Raw genomic sequence first — 15,364 nt, forward strand, 5'->3', positions numbered from 1 at the left:
AGGTTATTAAGGAGTGGAGAGTTATGAATACAAAGCTTTTTATGCTGGGTCTTCTTATGGAGAAAAATAGGCATCCGTATGAAGTCCAGCAACTTTTAAAAAATAGTGAAATGAAATATTATATAAAAATTACTAAAGGCTCTTTATATTATACATTTGAGCAACTTGAAAAGAAGGGTTTTATAGAGGTTGTTGATATTATTCGTAATGAACAACGTCCTGAACGGACTATTTACGGTATTACTAAAAGTGGTAAACAAGAATTTGAACATTTATTATTAGAGCAAATGATAAAGAAAGAGGATATGCATCGTCCTATATATGAAGCGCTACTTTTTGCACAATATGGGGAAGAAGAATTAATTCTAGAACAGCTAAAAACTAAAATTTCTCAACTGACGATATATCTTACTACCCTTCAAAAAGTATATGAAGAGAAGTGTGGAAAAGAGAGTGTAGCTAAGTTATATATATTATCTAGTGTCATTTTACATTTAAGAACAGAGTTAAAAGTTTTACAGAGTTTATATAACACCATAAAAAATGAAAAGATAGATAATATTGGAAATGATGTACTTAGAGAGATAGAAAATCAATGTTTATAGTGACAGATATTATAAAATAAAGAAAAGTATAATATTTTAATTTATAAATTAAAAACGTTAATTTGGACAGGTCTAATAGTATAGGGAACTGTCCATTTTTAATATGTAAATTCTCCATTCAATGTTAAGAAATCTTAATATTTTTGTAGGGTGAAAATTAAGATTTTTTCAGTAGATTGATTGTATGTTCTAAATTAACATTGGAGAGGAATTTATGAATGTTATTTGTTTTATGTAAGAGTATGTGAAGCGGCCTCGGATCGTAGGGGGCTATTTTACCCAGTTCAAATCAACTTGCAAAACAGATGGTTTCTTCAATATGTTTAAAAAAGCAAAGTGTATTATCACGCATTAACGGGTAGTAAGACCCACATCTCAAAATTAAGTGGAAGCAAAGAAGTTAGGTGGGGGGCGGGATTCCCGTAAAAGACCGATTGGTGAGGGCTGATTAAAGTTTCACTTTATACGTGTAAGGTAAAACTAAATGTATAATACTACAGCATAGAACGAGATGTCAGAGAGGAAGAAAATATGATGCAGAAAGAAAAAATTTTGATTGTAGATGATGATATAGAGATAAGAAAAATCGTATCCATTTATTTAAAAAATGAAGGGTATGAAATTATAGATGCATCGGATGCTATAGAAGCTTTAGAAACTTTAAGAAATACAACAATTGATTTAATCATTTTAGATATTATGTTACCGAAAATGGATGGCATAGAGGCTTGTTTAAAAATAAGAGAACAGTATCAAATGCCTATAATTTTTTTGTCAGCTAAAGATGAGGATATAGATAAGATCCAGGGATTAATGAGTGGGGCAGAAGACTACATTACCAAACCGTTTAATCCACTTGAATTAATGGCAAGAATTAAATCTCAATTACGAAGATATCGTGTTTATCAAACAGAAGAAGTAAAACAATTTATTCATGAAATAGGCCATCTTAAGGTAGACGAGGAGACAAGACAAGTTTTCATTAGAAATGAAGAAGTAAGGTTAACTCCAAAGGAATTTGACATACTTTCTTTATTAGTGAGAAATAAAGGAAAGGTTTTTAGTGTAGAAAAAATATACGAGATGGTCTGGGAAGATTCATTTTATAAATCAGATAATACAGTCATGGTTCATATTACTAAAATACGGGAAAAAATTGAAGAAAACCCTCGTCAGCCTGTTTATTTAAAAACAGTATGGGGAGTTGGCTATAGAGTATGATCGATCGTACGAAATTAAGGGATAATATATTCTTTTCTACACGCTTAAATATAAAGCTTATTTTAATTTTTTTGCTCTGTTTCATCGTTGCGGTTGTTACTTTTTTTCTCATAGCAATGAAAAGTGCAAATCTACTTTCTTATAATCAACAGATTGAAAAAGAAGCCGAAATAAGGGAAGTAGCGATAGGGATAACTAATGATATACAAAAGCGTAATTTGGAATCTGGGCATATAGAACAAGTTATACCGATGATTCAATCTATCCAAAAGAAGAATGAAAATTTAAGGTTTTTAGTATTAGATTATAAAGGCCATATTATCTATCGTTCACATAATTTTCAATTGCAGGATAATCTCCCACAGGAATTATTACAGGAGAAATTAAATGTTACACCAAACGTCAGAAATCCTTTGTTTGAGAAGTTCATATTGTTTGTTTCACCAGTTTCATTTCAAGATGGAATTGGATATGTAATGGTACAATCTCCAAATTCGAATAAAACAATCTCACCAACTCAATATAATCAAAATTTATTACTTGCTTTGGTGAGCAGTATATTAATTTTCATCCTTTTATTTTTGCTGTTTATGATCCCTATTACAAGATACATTAAAGAAATTGAACGAGGTATTCAAAAGATTGTAAAAAAAGATTGGAAACATTCCATACGTGTTAAAGGAAAAGATGAATTATCTTCTTTAGCTTATAATATTAATTGGATGGCTAGTCAATTAAGGGAGCGTTTTGAGAAAGAGAGAGCAATTGAGAAAGGTAAAAGTGAATTTATTACCAATATTTCTCATGATTTGCGTACCCCTTTAACGTCTATTATTGGATATTTAGCATTAGTAAATGAAAAACAATATCGAAATAAAGAAGAATTAGAAATGTATATTCAAAATACGTATAATTTAACATTAAAATTAAAAACTCTCATTAATGAATTGTTTGAATACACAAAATTATCTTTACCTGATGTTAAGTTGAGAAAAGAAAAAGTAGAATTGGGCAATTTGTTAGGTCAGCTAGTAGGAGAGTATATCCCGATTTTTGAAAAACAGCAATTAATTGTTAAACTAAATATCATTAATAAGGATATTTGGGTATGGGCAGATATAGAAAAACTGGTGCGTGTATTTGATAATTTACTATCTAATACTGAAAAATATAGTTTTTCAAATTCAACAGTAATAGTGGAACTAAAAAAAGAAGAAGATAAGGCATTTATTTGGATTACAAATAAAACAGATCATCTTGAAGCACAAGAATTAAGCAAGATGTTTGAGAAGTTTTATCGAGTTGATAAATCACGGTCGAGTCAAATACACGGATCCGGAATTGGTTTAGCAATTGTAAAGCGCACAATTGAATTGCATGAGGGCAAAGTATGGGCTGAAAGTCATGGAAATAGTCTTACGATACATGTAGAATTACAACTTTTAAAAAATGTTTAAAAACTATTTAAGAATTTTCATTATGTAACTAATATAAATGCTTAAATAAAGCATTTATAAACAATAGTAGGCTTCTTTTTGTAACCATTGCATGAATGCCATGCCCAAATGGGGAAATCTATAGTAAAGTCAATACCTTTCTGTTTCATGTGTCTTACAATGTATTTATATGCTGTGCAATCTTCTTTACTAACAAAAATAGGATTGGCTATAAGCTTACCTTCATTCAAAAGTGTATTTATAGCATTTTTGTTTTGAAAAGTCCATAGGATTGTTGAATCAATAAATGTATTTAAGTTTGACTGTTTATCAAATTGTTTTCCTATATTTTTCTCCAGTTTCTTTTTATTTTGCAGAATTAAGAATAAATATGACTAATCGGACAATAAGAAATACCTATGCTAGATACAATTGTAAATGCTTATTTAAAGTAACAGCAAGGAATAACCTTTGTATATAGAGTGTACAATACATGCAAAACAGGATTAAAGAAGATTTTAAATATAATATGAAATAGTACAAAATAAGAATTTGATATATCTTTTATATATAAACTATTAATTGAAGTTTGTAATTACACATTATAGTTAGTATACTAACTATATAATTAGTGTGCTAACTATATTGGGGGTTATATGAATAATTTAGGCTATTTATTACACAAGGTAAGTATAATGACGAAAACAGAATTATCAAATCAATTAAAAGAATATAAAATAACAGCTCAACAATGGTCTGTGTTAAAGGATATATCTCTTTATCCAAATGGAACCACCCCAGCTATGATTGCTGAAAGGCTCTTAGCAGACCGTCCAACAGTAACCGGGATTATACAAAGATTATTGCAAAAAGAATGGATTCTTATAAAACATAATCCTAAAGATAAACGGTCACATTTAATATTTTTAACAGATGAAACTAAGACATTAATACAGGAGATAGAAAATGTAAGCGATGAAGTTATAAAAAATGCTACAGCTAGTATTCCTAAAGAGGAAGTAGAAAATACAGTTCGAGTTTTGCAAAGTATGATTCAAAATTTACAAAAAAATAAAGGGTGATTAAAATGATTTTAGTAACAGGTGCTACAGGGAATGTAGGAAAAGAGGTTGTAAAATGCCTAATAAAAAGAAATGCTACTTTCAAAGTCACAACGCGCAGTAGAGAAACTGAAGGAGTGTATTTTGATTTTGAAAATCCTTCATCTGTAAAGGCGGCTTTAACAGGTGTTACTAAAATCTTTCTAATAAGACCACCACATCTAGCTGATGCAAAAAAGTATTTCCAGCCTGTTGTAGATGCCGCAAAAGAAATAGGTATAAAACACATTGTATTTTTATCTTTATTAGGTGTAGAAAAAAATCCGATAGTACCTCATGCTAAAATTGAAGCTATGATAAAGGCTTCTGGGATCCCTTACACATTCCTAAGACCGAGTTTTTTTATGCAAAATTTATTATCACAACATGGTGATGAATTAAGAAATGAAAAAATAATTGAAGTACCTGCTGGTAAAGGGGAAACAAGTTTTATAGATGTACGGGATATTGGAGAAGTTGCAGCTAAAATATTAACCGAAGAGGGACATGAATTTAAAGCTTATTCTTTAACGGGAAATGAGGCATTAACATATTATGAAGTTGCTGCTATTATTTCAAAAATAATAAATAAAGATATTACTTATACAAATCCAAGTATATTTAAATTTAGAAAAAGAATGATTCAAAAGGGACTTAACAGTGACTTTATTTGGGTTATGATTGGAATATATACAACTGCAAAATTAGGGTTAGCTAAAAAAGTCACATCAGATTTATCGAATTTACTAGATAGAAGTCCAATAACTATGGAAACGTTTGTTTACGATTACAAAGAATTATTAATATAATAATGCAAAAGTAAAAAAGAGGATTATTCACATAAAGAATCTATTATGTTTTAAGAGTAAGAGGGGATAGCCATGCAAAACAAAATTATCGTTATGTTTCAAAAAGATTTTCGTTTATATGATAACCCAGCTCTATTTGAGGCTGTTCAGTCCGGGGAGGTTCTTCCGGTATATGTACAAGATGAAACTTTTTCAATAGGAAGTGCGGCAAAGTGGTGGTTACACCATGCTATAATAGATGTCCAAAAGCAACTTAAGGCATTGGGCTCTACTTTAATAATCCGCAAAGGAAATATACAGGAAGAAATACTTTCTCTCATAAAACAATTAGATATAACGGCTGTATATTGGAATAGTTGTTATGATCCAGACAGGTTAAAATCTAATCAAAAAATGAAAATGATATTAGAAGATAAAGGTATTATTTGTAAGGAATTTAATTCGCATTTATTATTAGAACCGTGGATTATAAAAAAGAAGGATAACACTGAATATAAGGTGTTTACGCCTTTTTACAATGCATTTCAAAAGCAGGTAATACCTAAACCTATTAGCAGAGTACAGAGTATAAAGTGGGGAAGCTCTTTACCAGCAAGCTTATCTGTCTCAGAATTACACTTGTTGCCGACTATACCGTGGACATCTCATATGGAAGCAATATGGGAGCCTACAGAGGAAGGGGCATACAAAACATTTAAGAAATTTTTCTCTAGTAAATTAGCCTCTTATAGTGAAGGAAGAGATTTTCCAAATCAAAATGCTCATTCAATGTTGGCGCCATATCTTTCATTTGGCCAAATATCAGTGAAGTTAATGTATCACTACTTAATAAATAAAAGTACCGAAAGACAATGTAGTTTTTTTGAAAAACAAGTGATTAGTTTTATACGCCAATTAATTTGGAGAGAGTTTTCTTATTATTTGCTATATCACTATCCGTTTACAGCATATAAACCTCTTAATAAAAACTTTGAACATTTTCCGTGGAATAAGGAAGAGGAGTTATTAAGAGTATGGCAGAAGGGTGAAACTGGTTATCCGTTTATTGATGCGGGAATGCGAGAACTATGGCAAACCGGTTTTATGCATAATCGGGCAAGAATGGCTGTAGCCTCTTTTCTTGTAAAGCATTTGTTAATTCCGTGGCAAGAAGGTGCAAAATGGTTTATGGATACACTACTAGATGCTGATATTGCAAATAATACAATGGGATGGCAATGGGTTGCTGGAAGTGGAGCAGATGCATCACCGTACTTTCGTATTTTTAATCCTATCACACAAGGAGAAAAGTTTGATAAAAATGGAGAGTATATAAGAAGATGGGTACCAGAATTAAGAGATATCCCAAACAAATATATACATAAACCTTGGGAAGCACCTGAGCATATTTTACAAAAATCCAATATAAAACTTGGGAATACATATCCTTATCCGATTGTTGATCATAAGGCAGCACGAGAGAGAGCCCTTTGTGCATATAAAAATATGAAAGAATTTGTATGAAATAGGTTAAACTATATGTATTTAGAATTTTATCCATTATAAGGACATACTAATCATATAAAGTTTCTATAATCTTCTAGTAAAAAGGAGAATGTTTATGAAAAAATCTAGTATTATAGTATTTTTACTAACATATGGTTTGTTTTATGTTTCTAGTGTTTTATTCCCTATTGATCGTACTTGGTATGATGCGTTAGAAAAGCCGTCTTGGACACCTCCTGGTATGACAATCGGAATGATATGGGCTGTATTATTTGGACTTATTGCATTATCAGTTGCAATTATTTACAACAACTATGGATTCAAGCCAAAAACATTTTGGTTTTTATTCCTTTTAAATTATATATTCAATCAAGCGTTCAGCTATTTTCAATTTAGCCAAAAGAATTTGTTTTTAGCAACAGTAGATTGTTTACTTGTCGCTATTACTACGTTACTTCTCATAGTGGTTTCTTCCAAATTATCTAAGGTATCGACATGGTTGCTAATTCCGTATTTTTTATGGTCTGCATTTGCTACATATTTATCTTGGACAATTTATAGTATAAATTAAAGACGGAACTAAAAACTTGAGCATAATAAAAATGCTCGAGTTTTTATGTGTGTTAATGATAATCCGAAATATGGAATATATACATCTTAGGGAGGTCATCTTTGTGAAGAAATGGATAAAAATTATGCTGTACTCTTTACTAGCTATTTTAATTATAGGAAGTATTACTTTTTTGACTTGGTCTCAGTTTACTTATAAACCGACGAAAGAGGCTTTGTCGTTAGTAGATGATAAAAAAGATGAAGATAATATCGTTTTTGGAGCGAAAGATGCGAAAGTAGGGGTTATTTTTTATCAAGGAGCTAAAGTAGAAGCTGAGGCTTATAGTTACTTAGGAGAAGCTCTTGCAAAAGATGGGCACTTTGTAGTAATGCCTAAGTTACCATTAAACTTAGCGATATTTGGAATAAATGAGGTAGATAGTGTAATTGAAAAGTATCCTGAAGTTCAAAAATGGTATGTTGCGGGGCATTCAATGGGCGGAGCTATGATTTCTAAGTATGCCTCTCAGCATGAAGACAAGGTACACGGAATCATTTTCTTAGGTTCGTATCCTGCAGATGACTTTTCTACAAAATCGATTCCGATGTTATCAATTTATGGAGAAGTAGATGCTTTAGCAACTCTAGAAAAAATAGAGAACAATAAAAAGTTAATGTCGAAAAATACAACTATGCACATGATAAAAGGGGGAAACCATGCTCATTTTGGCATGTATGGTGAGCAAAAAGGTGATAATGCGAGTTTAATTACGGCAAAAGCACAACGAGATGAAACAGTAAAAGTAATTGAACAATGGTTATTGGAACAATGATAACGAATTTAATAAATCTACCGAAAGAATTATCCAAACGGTAGATGGGAGAGAGAATAAAGAGCCAAATCGTATGAATTGGCTCTTTTATTTATTTGCTATCTCCAATTGTCCCCTTATTTTCTCAGGAATATCCTTTTTAGAAATAATATCGTAAGAATACACATATTTTCCTTTCACATGAATTTTTAAGTAAGTTTTTCTTATAAAATCATTAGGCGTGTTCGTTCCAACTGTATATTCTTTTTCATTACTTAATTCGTCAACAGCTTTTAGTGAGTACATAGCTTTTCCTTTATGATGATAATCTGGAACACCATATCCTTTCGCAACGGCATATACATTTTTTTCTTCAGCAATCGGATTAAATCTGTCTAAATCTCCGCGTAATATGAAAGGTAGTAAGTATATAGGGAGGCCTATTCCTAGTATGCAAATTACAAATTTCTTCATGATCGTTTCTCCTTTTGTCTATTTACATTTTTGAGTATAGAAAAAAGTTCTTATGAATATAGAGGGAAATTCTTTAAGTTTTTCTTAATAAAGTTTAACTTTGTGAAAAAAACTAATTTGAGCATTAAGTTTACGAAATGAATAGCCAAATAACCTATTTTCTTTATTTTTTGATGGTAGGTTATTAGGTTTTATATTGGTATGAGTGAATTAAGAAATAAGTGAGGTTTAGGAAATAGAATGAATTTATCTTATAGTAATAAGAGAATTACCTGAATAAATGATAGTGAGAACAATTAAAGAAAGCATCTAGTGGGGTGCTTTTTTCTTTTGAAACAGAGAATCTCATGGGTCGGTTACATGTAATTTCGTGCTGTGCTTCTAGGTCATTGGAAAATCCAACAATAAAAAAAGAGGGGGAAGGCGTTTTTTATTGAAGTTTGTTAATGATAGATTTTTAACTTGAGAGGGGGATCGTAAAATAGATTATTAATCTCTTTGGTAATTTTTATTTTCCTTATAGTTGGCATATTGTATTAGAAATTTTAAATTTTGAAGGGAGAATCAATAAGTATGGGTAAGAAAAGAAGAATAAGTAATAAGTTATTACTTATCAGTGCAATTTTTACAATAGCAATTCCCTCAGTCTCATATGCGGAGGAAGTAATTTCACCTGAAAATTTTAAGAGTTCTTCAAATTTGTATAAGGCACGGAATACGGAAATTTTGAAAACAAATTTATATCCTAATACATATAATAATCCATTTAACCACCAATTTATTTCAAAATTAAAGGAAGTAAACACAAATATAAAAAAAATAGACAATAGTGATGATGAAAATCCTGTTATATCTACTACTCTTTCATTTATTCGCCATATGAATAGTGAAGATTATAAATCTGCATTTGATTTAACCTCAAGGTCATTACAGAAAATAATATCCGAAGAATGGTTGAAGAGCTATTGGGAGGGACTGCCAGTTCAATTACAAGCAGGTTCTTTTATAGAAATTGGAGAGGTTACACAAAAAGAGACAAATCCTGTTCATACAAATGTGGAGATTCAATTAGTTTTTGAAAAAATGACTGTACCTTTACTAATTAAACTAGATCCATCTGGAAAAATAGACGATTTTCAACTAAGCATGTCGTTTAGTCCTGTTGCTGAGCGTCCATCATATAGTAAGCCTGAATCATTTGTTGATAAAGAAGTAGTAGTTGGAAGTGGTGCATTTCCATTACCAGGAACATTGTCGGTTCCAAAAGGAAATGGTCCTTTTCCAGCGGTTATTCTTGTTCAAGGATCAGGAGCAACTGATCAGGATGAAACAGCGTTTGCTTTAAAACCATTTCGCGATTTAGCTGAAGGTCTTGCATCGAAGGGAATTGCTGTCCTTCGCTATAATAAACGAACGTATGAACATGGGCTGAAAACACAATTCAGTCCCTTCTATACAGTTGATAAAGAGACAACAGATGATGCTCTTCTTGTAACTCAATTTCTTAAAAATGAGCCTCTAATAAATAAGAGTCAAATATATATTCTTGGTCATAGTCAAGGTGGAATGATGCTTCCGAAAATGATTGAAAAAGACCAAAATCAAAATATTGCTGGGGCAATTGTAATGGGTGGACCAGCTCGTACGATTCAAGACGTTGTTTTAGATCAATTTGAGTATCTTTTTTCTATTGGAGCAATGAACCAGGAGCAATATAAATTTTACAAATCGCAATTTGAATTATTAAATGATCCAAATTTCTCTGGTCAGAATCCTCCAAAAGATTTTTACTTAGGATCAGCAGTATTTTGGGATTCTATTCGGAAAATTAAAGCAGCAGAAATATCAAAAGAACAAAAGACACCACTTCTTATTATTCAAGGAGAAAGAGACTATCAAGTTCAATCAAAAATCGAAATTCCTCTTTGGAAAGAACAATTAAAAGAACGAAATAACGTTGATTATCAGCTATATCCAAAGTTAAATCATTTCTTTACAGAGGGCGATGGGGAAATAAGTAAACCGGATGAATATTATAGTCCTGCTAATATTCCTGAGTATGTTATAAATGATATTGCTGCTTGGGTGCAAGGCAGATCGCAATTAAATTAGCAACCATATGTTTTAATAAAGACTTTCTTTCTGTAATCAAAATAGAAATATTTTTATTAGGTTATATGTTTTTTTTAGCACTCTTTGAAAAGGAGTGCTTTTTTATTTTTCTATGATTTCTATAAAATAATGGACTTGTCTTCCAAATAAAGCGTTATTTGTAACGCTGTTATCAAAGCAAAGTGCTCGTGACATTTCCTTGATATTCAAAAACATTAATAACCTATTATGTGAAGTTTTTTGAAAATTTAGGTTTAACATCTTTAAAATAGGTGTATTACATATTACATAACAACTAAATAAGAAAATAAAAAATCTAAGGGAGGAAAAATACGATGCATAAGAATGAAAGAAAACCGGTGGTTTATGAATATCAAAATGAACAGGAAGTAGTTATGAAAGTAAAAGAGCTAGAATTGAAAGGGATTCACCAAGATGACATTTACGTCTTAACACATGAAAAACATATAACAAAAAAGATTGCGGATGATACAAACACAAATACGATTGGAGTAAAAGAACAAGGGTTGGGCACAAGTATTATCAACTTTTTCTCCAAAAAAGGGGACGAGCTCCGAAATCAAATGGAGGAAATGGGGTTGTCGAAGGAGGAAGCTAACTTATATGAAGAAAAACTAGATCAAGGGAGAATTTTACTTCTAGTAACAGATGAAACACTAACGGCGAGTGATAGGCAGCCGCAAAACTATCATTCTCTCTAATAGATTGCAATATCTGATAAATAGATAAGTTAATTATTTTAGGTTGTAGCATGGAAGAAAATAAAAGTAGAGAAGGGTGAGAAAAATGAAACATACAATATTTAAATATGCTGTGATTGGGATTACGACCGGAGTCATAGTATCTCTGTTAAAAAAAGAAAATCGGAAAGCTATACAAACAAAAGGAAAAAGCGTAAAAGACAAACTACAAGAAGGAAACATAAAGGAAACATTAGAGAAGGTAACCGAGACAAGTAAACAATTCTCTGTAACTGCAGCTGATGTTGCAAAACAAACATTACCACAACTGCTTACAGCCACACCGGTTGTCATTTCTACTATTAAAGATTTAACAGAAAACGAAAATAACAAAAAGAAAAAAGATGAAAAGGATAATGAAATAAAACAAAATAGTAAGAACCTAGACGGAGAAAAAACGGAAAATGAAAAGAAATATGTGAAAGAAGGGAAAGAAGAGAGTGCTTAGATTTAATTCTAAAAAGAGAAAGTGAGGAAAAAAGTATGAAATCTCTGTATGCAATTGATGTAGGAATTGGTTTTACTAAGCGGGCATATCGACAGGATGTAGATTCTAAGGTGACGATTAAGAGTGAAGCTGCCACACTAGCTCCTGTACCTAATCATGCTGAAAGTGAAGATTTAACAAAGGTAAGTTTTATAGACTTAGACTTTGCATACTACATGGGAAATGAAGCACATCAATCTGACGCTTCATTTCTTCCTCCATTTGACGAAGAAATAGAAAATTATTATGAAAGCGAAGAGTTTAAACAACAAATATTTGGTTGCATTGCAAAGGATTATAAAGAAAATGTCGTGTTACCTTTAGTTGTTACCGGGCTTCCAGTCACTTGTTTTGGTAGTCAGCATGAGCAATTACAACGTGCACTAAAAAAAGAAACTTCCGTACAAATTGATGGGAAATTTATTAATATTACGGTTGAAAATGCTTTGATTCTTCAGCAACCGATTGCTTTACATGCCTATTTCTTAAAAGAGGGAATCATTCAGGAACAAGATCGCATCTTAATTATTGATGGTGGATTTCGTACATTAGAAATGACAGATATGAAACAGAATGTCATTTTAAATCATTATGAGACGGAACTAGGATGTAGCAAGCCTTTGAAAAATATTAAGAATATCCTGCAGAATCATGCGGGTGAAAGTAATCAATTGCATATTAATGACATGCCAAAAATATTAGAAAAAGGATATGGAGATAAAGAAGAAAATTATGAGACAAGTCAGGTGGATATTTTAATTCAAAAAGAGTTGGATACACATTTCCAAGACATCATGCGTGTATTACAAGAACAATTTAAGTTAGACCAGTATGATACTATTATTTGGACAGGAGGAATAGTAGATCTCCACAAAAAACAAATTGAAAAAATGCAAGGTGAAATTGTTTCTTTCCGTATGGTAGACGCTTCAAAAGAGGCCGCGCTTCATGGATACTATATTATTGGAAGTCAAGTATTTGAGGACATCACCAATCAATCTGCATATAAATCCAAATTATAATGACGACCGAAATGGAGTTCGTTGAATAGACGTGCCAAATTGTGTGGCTTCTTTTCCAAATATAAATAAGAAAAGATAAAAAGTGCTTGTATAGAGGAAATGTTTAAAATTGAGAATAAAAATAACTAATATATAGGGGGTCTTCCTTTTTAAAGAATAAGACCTCCTATGCATTTATTTTGTAATTTAGATGATTTAAAAACTTTTCCTCCAAGATATGGATACCTACATACAAATTTCATATTACGGATATGATTCGATCAAACATAAAACTATTTAGAAAGGAAGAATAATATGGAATGCATAAAAATGACGAAATGGAGTTGGTATCATGTGAAAACTAGTGAGTTTGAAGAAATTTCTTCTATAATCCCCCGTGATGTAACATCTTATTTCTCTCAATTTGTAAAGAAAATAAGTTCTCCTTGTGAAAATGGATTATATGTTTATACGTTATCACCAAGTCAAACTTGTGTATATGGTTCGTTTTTATATGATCAAGATAAAAAGGACGCCAAAATTCAAAAATTTCTTCATTATTTCGTAGCTCATGGGATACTGATAACGGTCCAAGAAAAAGAGGAAGAAGATTTTCAAGAATTAATACATAATTTCCCTATAGGTATAAAAAATTGTAATAGTTCCGCTGAAGGACTATGTGCCATCTTATCGATATTTATATCTCACTATTTACGAAAGGTTGACTATTTTGAAAACAATTTCAGAAATGTGTTATGGGATTTTTATCATCATAATAACATAGCAGTTTTAGAAAGGATTTATCATATTCGTCATGAATTATTTATGAACACACATGTGTTTCGCTTAATACAAGAAGTGTTACAAGGCTTGGAGGAAGCTTGGTTAGAAAAACTAACAAACACCCTTTGTTATAAACAAACACACGTAAAATTAGAGCGTGGATTACAACTTGTTAAAGAGTACCAAGAAGAATTAGACACGATGATTCATTTGCAAGAAGTTGTTTCTTCTCATCGTGGGAATGAAATTATGAAAGCTCTTACTGTATTAACTGCTGTGAGTACGCCTTTGACAGCCTTAGGAGCATTATGGGGTATGAATTTTAAATACATGCCTGAACTAGAATGGAAATATAGCTATTTAATCGCTCTCTTATTTATTATTTTCACAACAGCGGGTATGTATATGTATATGCGATTCAAAGGGTGGACAGGTGATTTATTACGAGTAAAGAAAAAGAAGTCTTTTTTTAAATCTAATTGATCCTGTTTATAAAAAATATGATAGACATATAGTTAATAATATTTATTAATTGGGGTAGTGCCATATCCCTATCAAGTTAAAGTTTTGATGTCCCCGCAATGATAAAAATAAACTTGGTTTCCATAAAAAACATAATATTTTCATTTAAAGGCTATGAAGTGAAATGTCATCATCTTCATCACGTTTGACCTTCAAGAAATAAAAAGTTAAACTATTCTTGTACTCGAAGTACTATTATAGTACTGGAGAGATAATAACTTTACTATTTTGGTATGAGGTGAATAAATGATGAAAGATCGGATTGCCAAAACTGCTATTGCGCTTTTTCATGTAAGGGGAATAAAATTCACAATGAGTGATTTAGCTCGTGATCTAGGTGTAAGCAAAAGTACGCTTTACGAGCATTTTCCATCTAAGGACGAGCTTATTGGTTATGTAGTTGAGCAAATAAATGAAGAAGCCCAAATACGTTTTCGGGAAATTATCGATAATTCGAATTTGACCATACCGGAAAAATTAAAAGGGATTCTTTTAATTGTGCCTAAGGATTTTCAGCACAGCTTCGTACGTTTACTGATTGAACTGCGACGTTACCATCCAGAGCAGTGGGCAAAAATAGAACAAGGCATAAATGAAGAATGGGAGGTAATTACTGGGCTAGTTGAAGAGGGCATCAATGGCGGTGTTTTACGTTCAATGGACATTCCAGTGCTAATCCAAACACTCAAAACGTTAATGAAATCAATTTTTGAACAGGGGAGTATAGCCTCTAACCAAATTACTCTACAAGAGTCACTTGCAATGATGGCCGATATCATATTGCATGGAATCACAAGTAAGGATTAAATAGTACTTCTACATAAAAAAATGAGCAGGGTCACAATAACCATACAGGTTAACGTAGCCCCGCTCATTTTTTATTTTTATCCCGCTTTAATGGGCAGTAAGACTCTCACCTCAAAATTCAGTGAAAGCAAAGAATTTAGGTGGGAGATCAACTGCCCATTAAAGTCCGATTGGTGAGGGCTGATTAAAGTTTCACTTTATGTCGATTTTACTTAAGGGTAATTATACTTTACAGTCTGGAAGATTTCGGTATAATATAAAATGAGTACCGAAAATAATTTTTGGGTACTGAAGGTACGAATTAAGATAATCAGAGATGGAAACGAAAAGTTTGTAATTTTAAATTGTTTTTTCAATTTGGCTGGGATGTCCTTGAAGATAAAATACGGGTATAGGA

General features: G+C 31.6%; 15 protein-coding genes and 1 pseudogene. 14 read left to right on the forward strand and 2 right to left on the reverse strand.

Going from position 1 to position 15,364, the window contains the following annotated elements:
• Positions 1-23 precede the first annotated feature (23 nt).
• From ES895_RS16880 to ES895_RS16895, 3 genes are all read left to right on the forward strand, one after another.
• Positions 24-605 (forward strand): PadR family transcriptional regulator, encoded by a 582-nt coding sequence (locus ES895_RS16880; protein WP_001093174.1) that lies wholly within the window; start codon positions 24-26, stop codon positions 603-605.
• A gap of 534 nt (positions 606-1,139) precedes the next feature.
• Entirely contained in the window at positions 1,140-1,826 is a 687-nt protein-coding gene (locus ES895_RS16890; RefSeq protein ID WP_001168370.1) for a response regulator transcription factor, read from the forward strand.
• Positions 1,823-3,283, forward strand: coding sequence for a sensor histidine kinase (locus tag ES895_RS16895; RefSeq protein ID WP_135238505.1), 1,461 nt, complete (start codon positions 1,823-1,825; stop codon positions 3,281-3,283). Before ES895_RS16890 ends, ES895_RS16895 begins: the two co-directional genes overlap by 4 nt.
• Positions 3,284-3,348: 65 nt before the next feature.
• Here ES895_RS16895 and ES895_RS16900 read toward each other — a convergent pair.
• Positions 3,349-3,609, reverse strand: a pseudogene (locus ES895_RS16900) (DUF3841 domain-containing protein); the annotation flags it as partial.
• Between the two features lie 309 nt (positions 3,610-3,918).
• Here ES895_RS16900 and ES895_RS16905 point away from each other — a divergent pair.
• The 5 genes from ES895_RS16905 (at position 3,919) to ES895_RS16925 (ending at position 8,041) form a co-directional block, all read left to right on the forward strand.
• Positions 3,919-4,344 (forward strand): MarR family winged helix-turn-helix transcriptional regulator, encoded by a 426-nt coding sequence (locus ES895_RS16905; protein ID WP_001061041.1) that lies wholly within the window; start codon positions 3,919-3,921, stop codon positions 4,342-4,344.
• A 5-nt stretch (positions 4,345-4,349) separates the two neighbouring features.
• The gene (locus ES895_RS16910; protein ID WP_044793057.1) at positions 4,350-5,171 is read left to right on the forward strand and encodes an SDR family oxidoreductase; all 822 of its coding nucleotides are present in this window, start codon (positions 4,350-4,352) and stop codon (positions 5,169-5,171) included.
• A gap of 72 nt (positions 5,172-5,243) precedes the next feature.
• Positions 5,244-6,674, forward strand: coding sequence for a cryptochrome/photolyase family protein (locus tag ES895_RS16915; protein WP_087965131.1), 1,431 nt, complete (start codon positions 5,244-5,246; stop codon positions 6,672-6,674).
• Between the two features lie 97 nt (positions 6,675-6,771).
• Positions 6,772-7,227, forward strand: a complete 456-nt coding sequence (locus ES895_RS16920; protein WP_065703722.1) for a TspO/MBR family protein — start codon at positions 6,772-6,774, stop codon at positions 7,225-7,227.
• Positions 7,228-7,330: 103 nt separating this feature from the next.
• Positions 7,331-8,041, forward strand: coding sequence for an alpha/beta hydrolase (locus ES895_RS16925; RefSeq protein WP_087965133.1), 711 nt, complete (start codon positions 7,331-7,333; stop codon positions 8,039-8,041).
• 87 nt (positions 8,042-8,128) lie between these two features.
• Here the strand turns inward: ES895_RS16925 and ES895_RS16930 are convergent, their stop codons facing one another.
• Positions 8,129-8,494 carry a YxeA family protein gene (locus ES895_RS16930; RefSeq protein ID WP_087965135.1) on the reverse strand — a complete coding sequence of 122 codons (366 nt, stop codon included), beginning with the start codon at positions 8,492-8,494 and terminating at the stop codon, positions 8,129-8,131.
• Positions 8,495-9,067: 573 nt separating this feature from the next.
• Here ES895_RS16930 and ES895_RS16935 point away from each other — a divergent pair.
• The 6 genes from ES895_RS16935 to ES895_RS16960 all read left to right on the forward strand — a co-directional run bounded on the left by ES895_RS16935 (position 9,068) and on the right by ES895_RS16960 (position 14,967).
• The gene (locus ES895_RS16935) at positions 9,068-10,606 is read left to right on the forward strand and encodes an alpha/beta hydrolase (protein ID WP_135238506.1); all 1,539 of its coding nucleotides are present in this window, start codon (positions 9,068-9,070) and stop codon (positions 10,604-10,606) included.
• Positions 10,607-10,941: 335 nt separating this feature from the next.
• The gene (locus ES895_RS16940) at positions 10,942-11,328 is read left to right on the forward strand and encodes a YflT domain-containing protein (RefSeq protein ID WP_000549439.1); all 387 of its coding nucleotides are present in this window, start codon (positions 10,942-10,944) and stop codon (positions 11,326-11,328) included.
• An 85-nt stretch (positions 11,329-11,413) separates the two neighbouring features.
• The gene (locus ES895_RS16945) at positions 11,414-11,815 is read left to right on the forward strand and encodes a peptidase U61 (protein WP_135238507.1); all 402 of its coding nucleotides are present in this window, start codon (positions 11,414-11,416) and stop codon (positions 11,813-11,815) included.
• A gap of 35 nt (positions 11,816-11,850) precedes the next feature.
• A complete protein-coding gene (locus tag ES895_RS16950) occupies positions 11,851-12,876 on the forward strand; it encodes a ParM/StbA family protein (protein WP_135238508.1) in 1,026 nt (341 codons plus the stop codon).
• A 294-nt stretch (positions 12,877-13,170) separates the two neighbouring features.
• The gene (locus ES895_RS16955) at positions 13,171-14,121 is read left to right on the forward strand and encodes a magnesium transporter CorA family protein (RefSeq protein WP_000388911.1); all 951 of its coding nucleotides are present in this window, start codon (positions 13,171-13,173) and stop codon (positions 14,119-14,121) included.
• Positions 14,122-14,406: 285 nt separating this feature from the next.
• The gene (locus ES895_RS16960; protein ID WP_135238509.1) at positions 14,407-14,967 is read left to right on the forward strand and encodes a TetR/AcrR family transcriptional regulator; all 561 of its coding nucleotides are present in this window, start codon (positions 14,407-14,409) and stop codon (positions 14,965-14,967) included.
• The last annotated feature ends 397 nt before the right edge of the window (positions 14,968-15,364 follow it).

The organism is Bacillus sp. 007/AIA-02/001, from assembly GCF_004634455.1.
Lineage (GTDB): Bacteria > Bacillota > Bacilli > Bacillales > Bacillaceae_G > Bacillus_A > Bacillus_A cereus.

What these genes read in the sequence shown, in the direction of transcription:
- ES895_RS16880 (WP_001093174.1), top strand. Translation starts at nt 24, where the DNA reads ATGAATACAAAGCTTTTTATGCTGGGTCTTCTTATGGAGAAAAATAGG.
- ES895_RS16890 (WP_001168370.1), top strand. Translation starts at nt 1,140, where the DNA reads ATGCAGAAAGAAAAAATTTTGATTGTAGATGATGATATAGAGATAAGA.
- ES895_RS16895 (WP_135238505.1), top strand. Translation starts at nt 1,823, where the DNA reads ATGATCGATCGTACGAAATTAAGGGATAATATATTCTTTTCTACACGC.
- ES895_RS16905 (WP_001061041.1), top strand. Translation starts at nt 3,919, where the DNA reads ATGAATAATTTAGGCTATTTATTACACAAGGTAAGTATAATGACGAAA.
- ES895_RS16910 (WP_044793057.1), top strand. Translation starts at nt 4,350, where the DNA reads ATGATTTTAGTAACAGGTGCTACAGGGAATGTAGGAAAAGAGGTTGTA.
- ES895_RS16915 (WP_087965131.1), top strand. Translation starts at nt 5,244, where the DNA reads ATGCAAAACAAAATTATCGTTATGTTTCAAAAAGATTTTCGTTTATAT.
- ES895_RS16920 (WP_065703722.1), top strand. Translation starts at nt 6,772, where the DNA reads ATGAAAAAATCTAGTATTATAGTATTTTTACTAACATATGGTTTGTTT.
- ES895_RS16930 (WP_087965135.1), bottom strand. Translation starts at nt 8,494, where the DNA reads ATGAAGAAATTTGTAATTTGCATACTAGGAATAGGCCTCCCTATATAC.
- ES895_RS16935 (WP_135238506.1), top strand. Translation starts at nt 9,068, where the DNA reads ATGGGTAAGAAAAGAAGAATAAGTAATAAGTTATTACTTATCAGTGCA.
- ES895_RS16940 (WP_000549439.1), top strand. Translation starts at nt 10,942, where the DNA reads ATGCATAAGAATGAAAGAAAACCGGTGGTTTATGAATATCAAAATGAA.
- ES895_RS16945 (WP_135238507.1), top strand. Translation starts at nt 11,414, where the DNA reads ATGAAACATACAATATTTAAATATGCTGTGATTGGGATTACGACCGGA.
- ES895_RS16950 (WP_135238508.1), top strand. Translation starts at nt 11,851, where the DNA reads ATGAAATCTCTGTATGCAATTGATGTAGGAATTGGTTTTACTAAGCGG.
- ES895_RS16955 (WP_000388911.1), top strand. Translation starts at nt 13,171, where the DNA reads ATGGAATGCATAAAAATGACGAAATGGAGTTGGTATCATGTGAAAACT.
- ES895_RS16960 (WP_135238509.1), top strand. Translation starts at nt 14,407, where the DNA reads ATGATGAAAGATCGGATTGCCAAAACTGCTATTGCGCTTTTTCATGTA.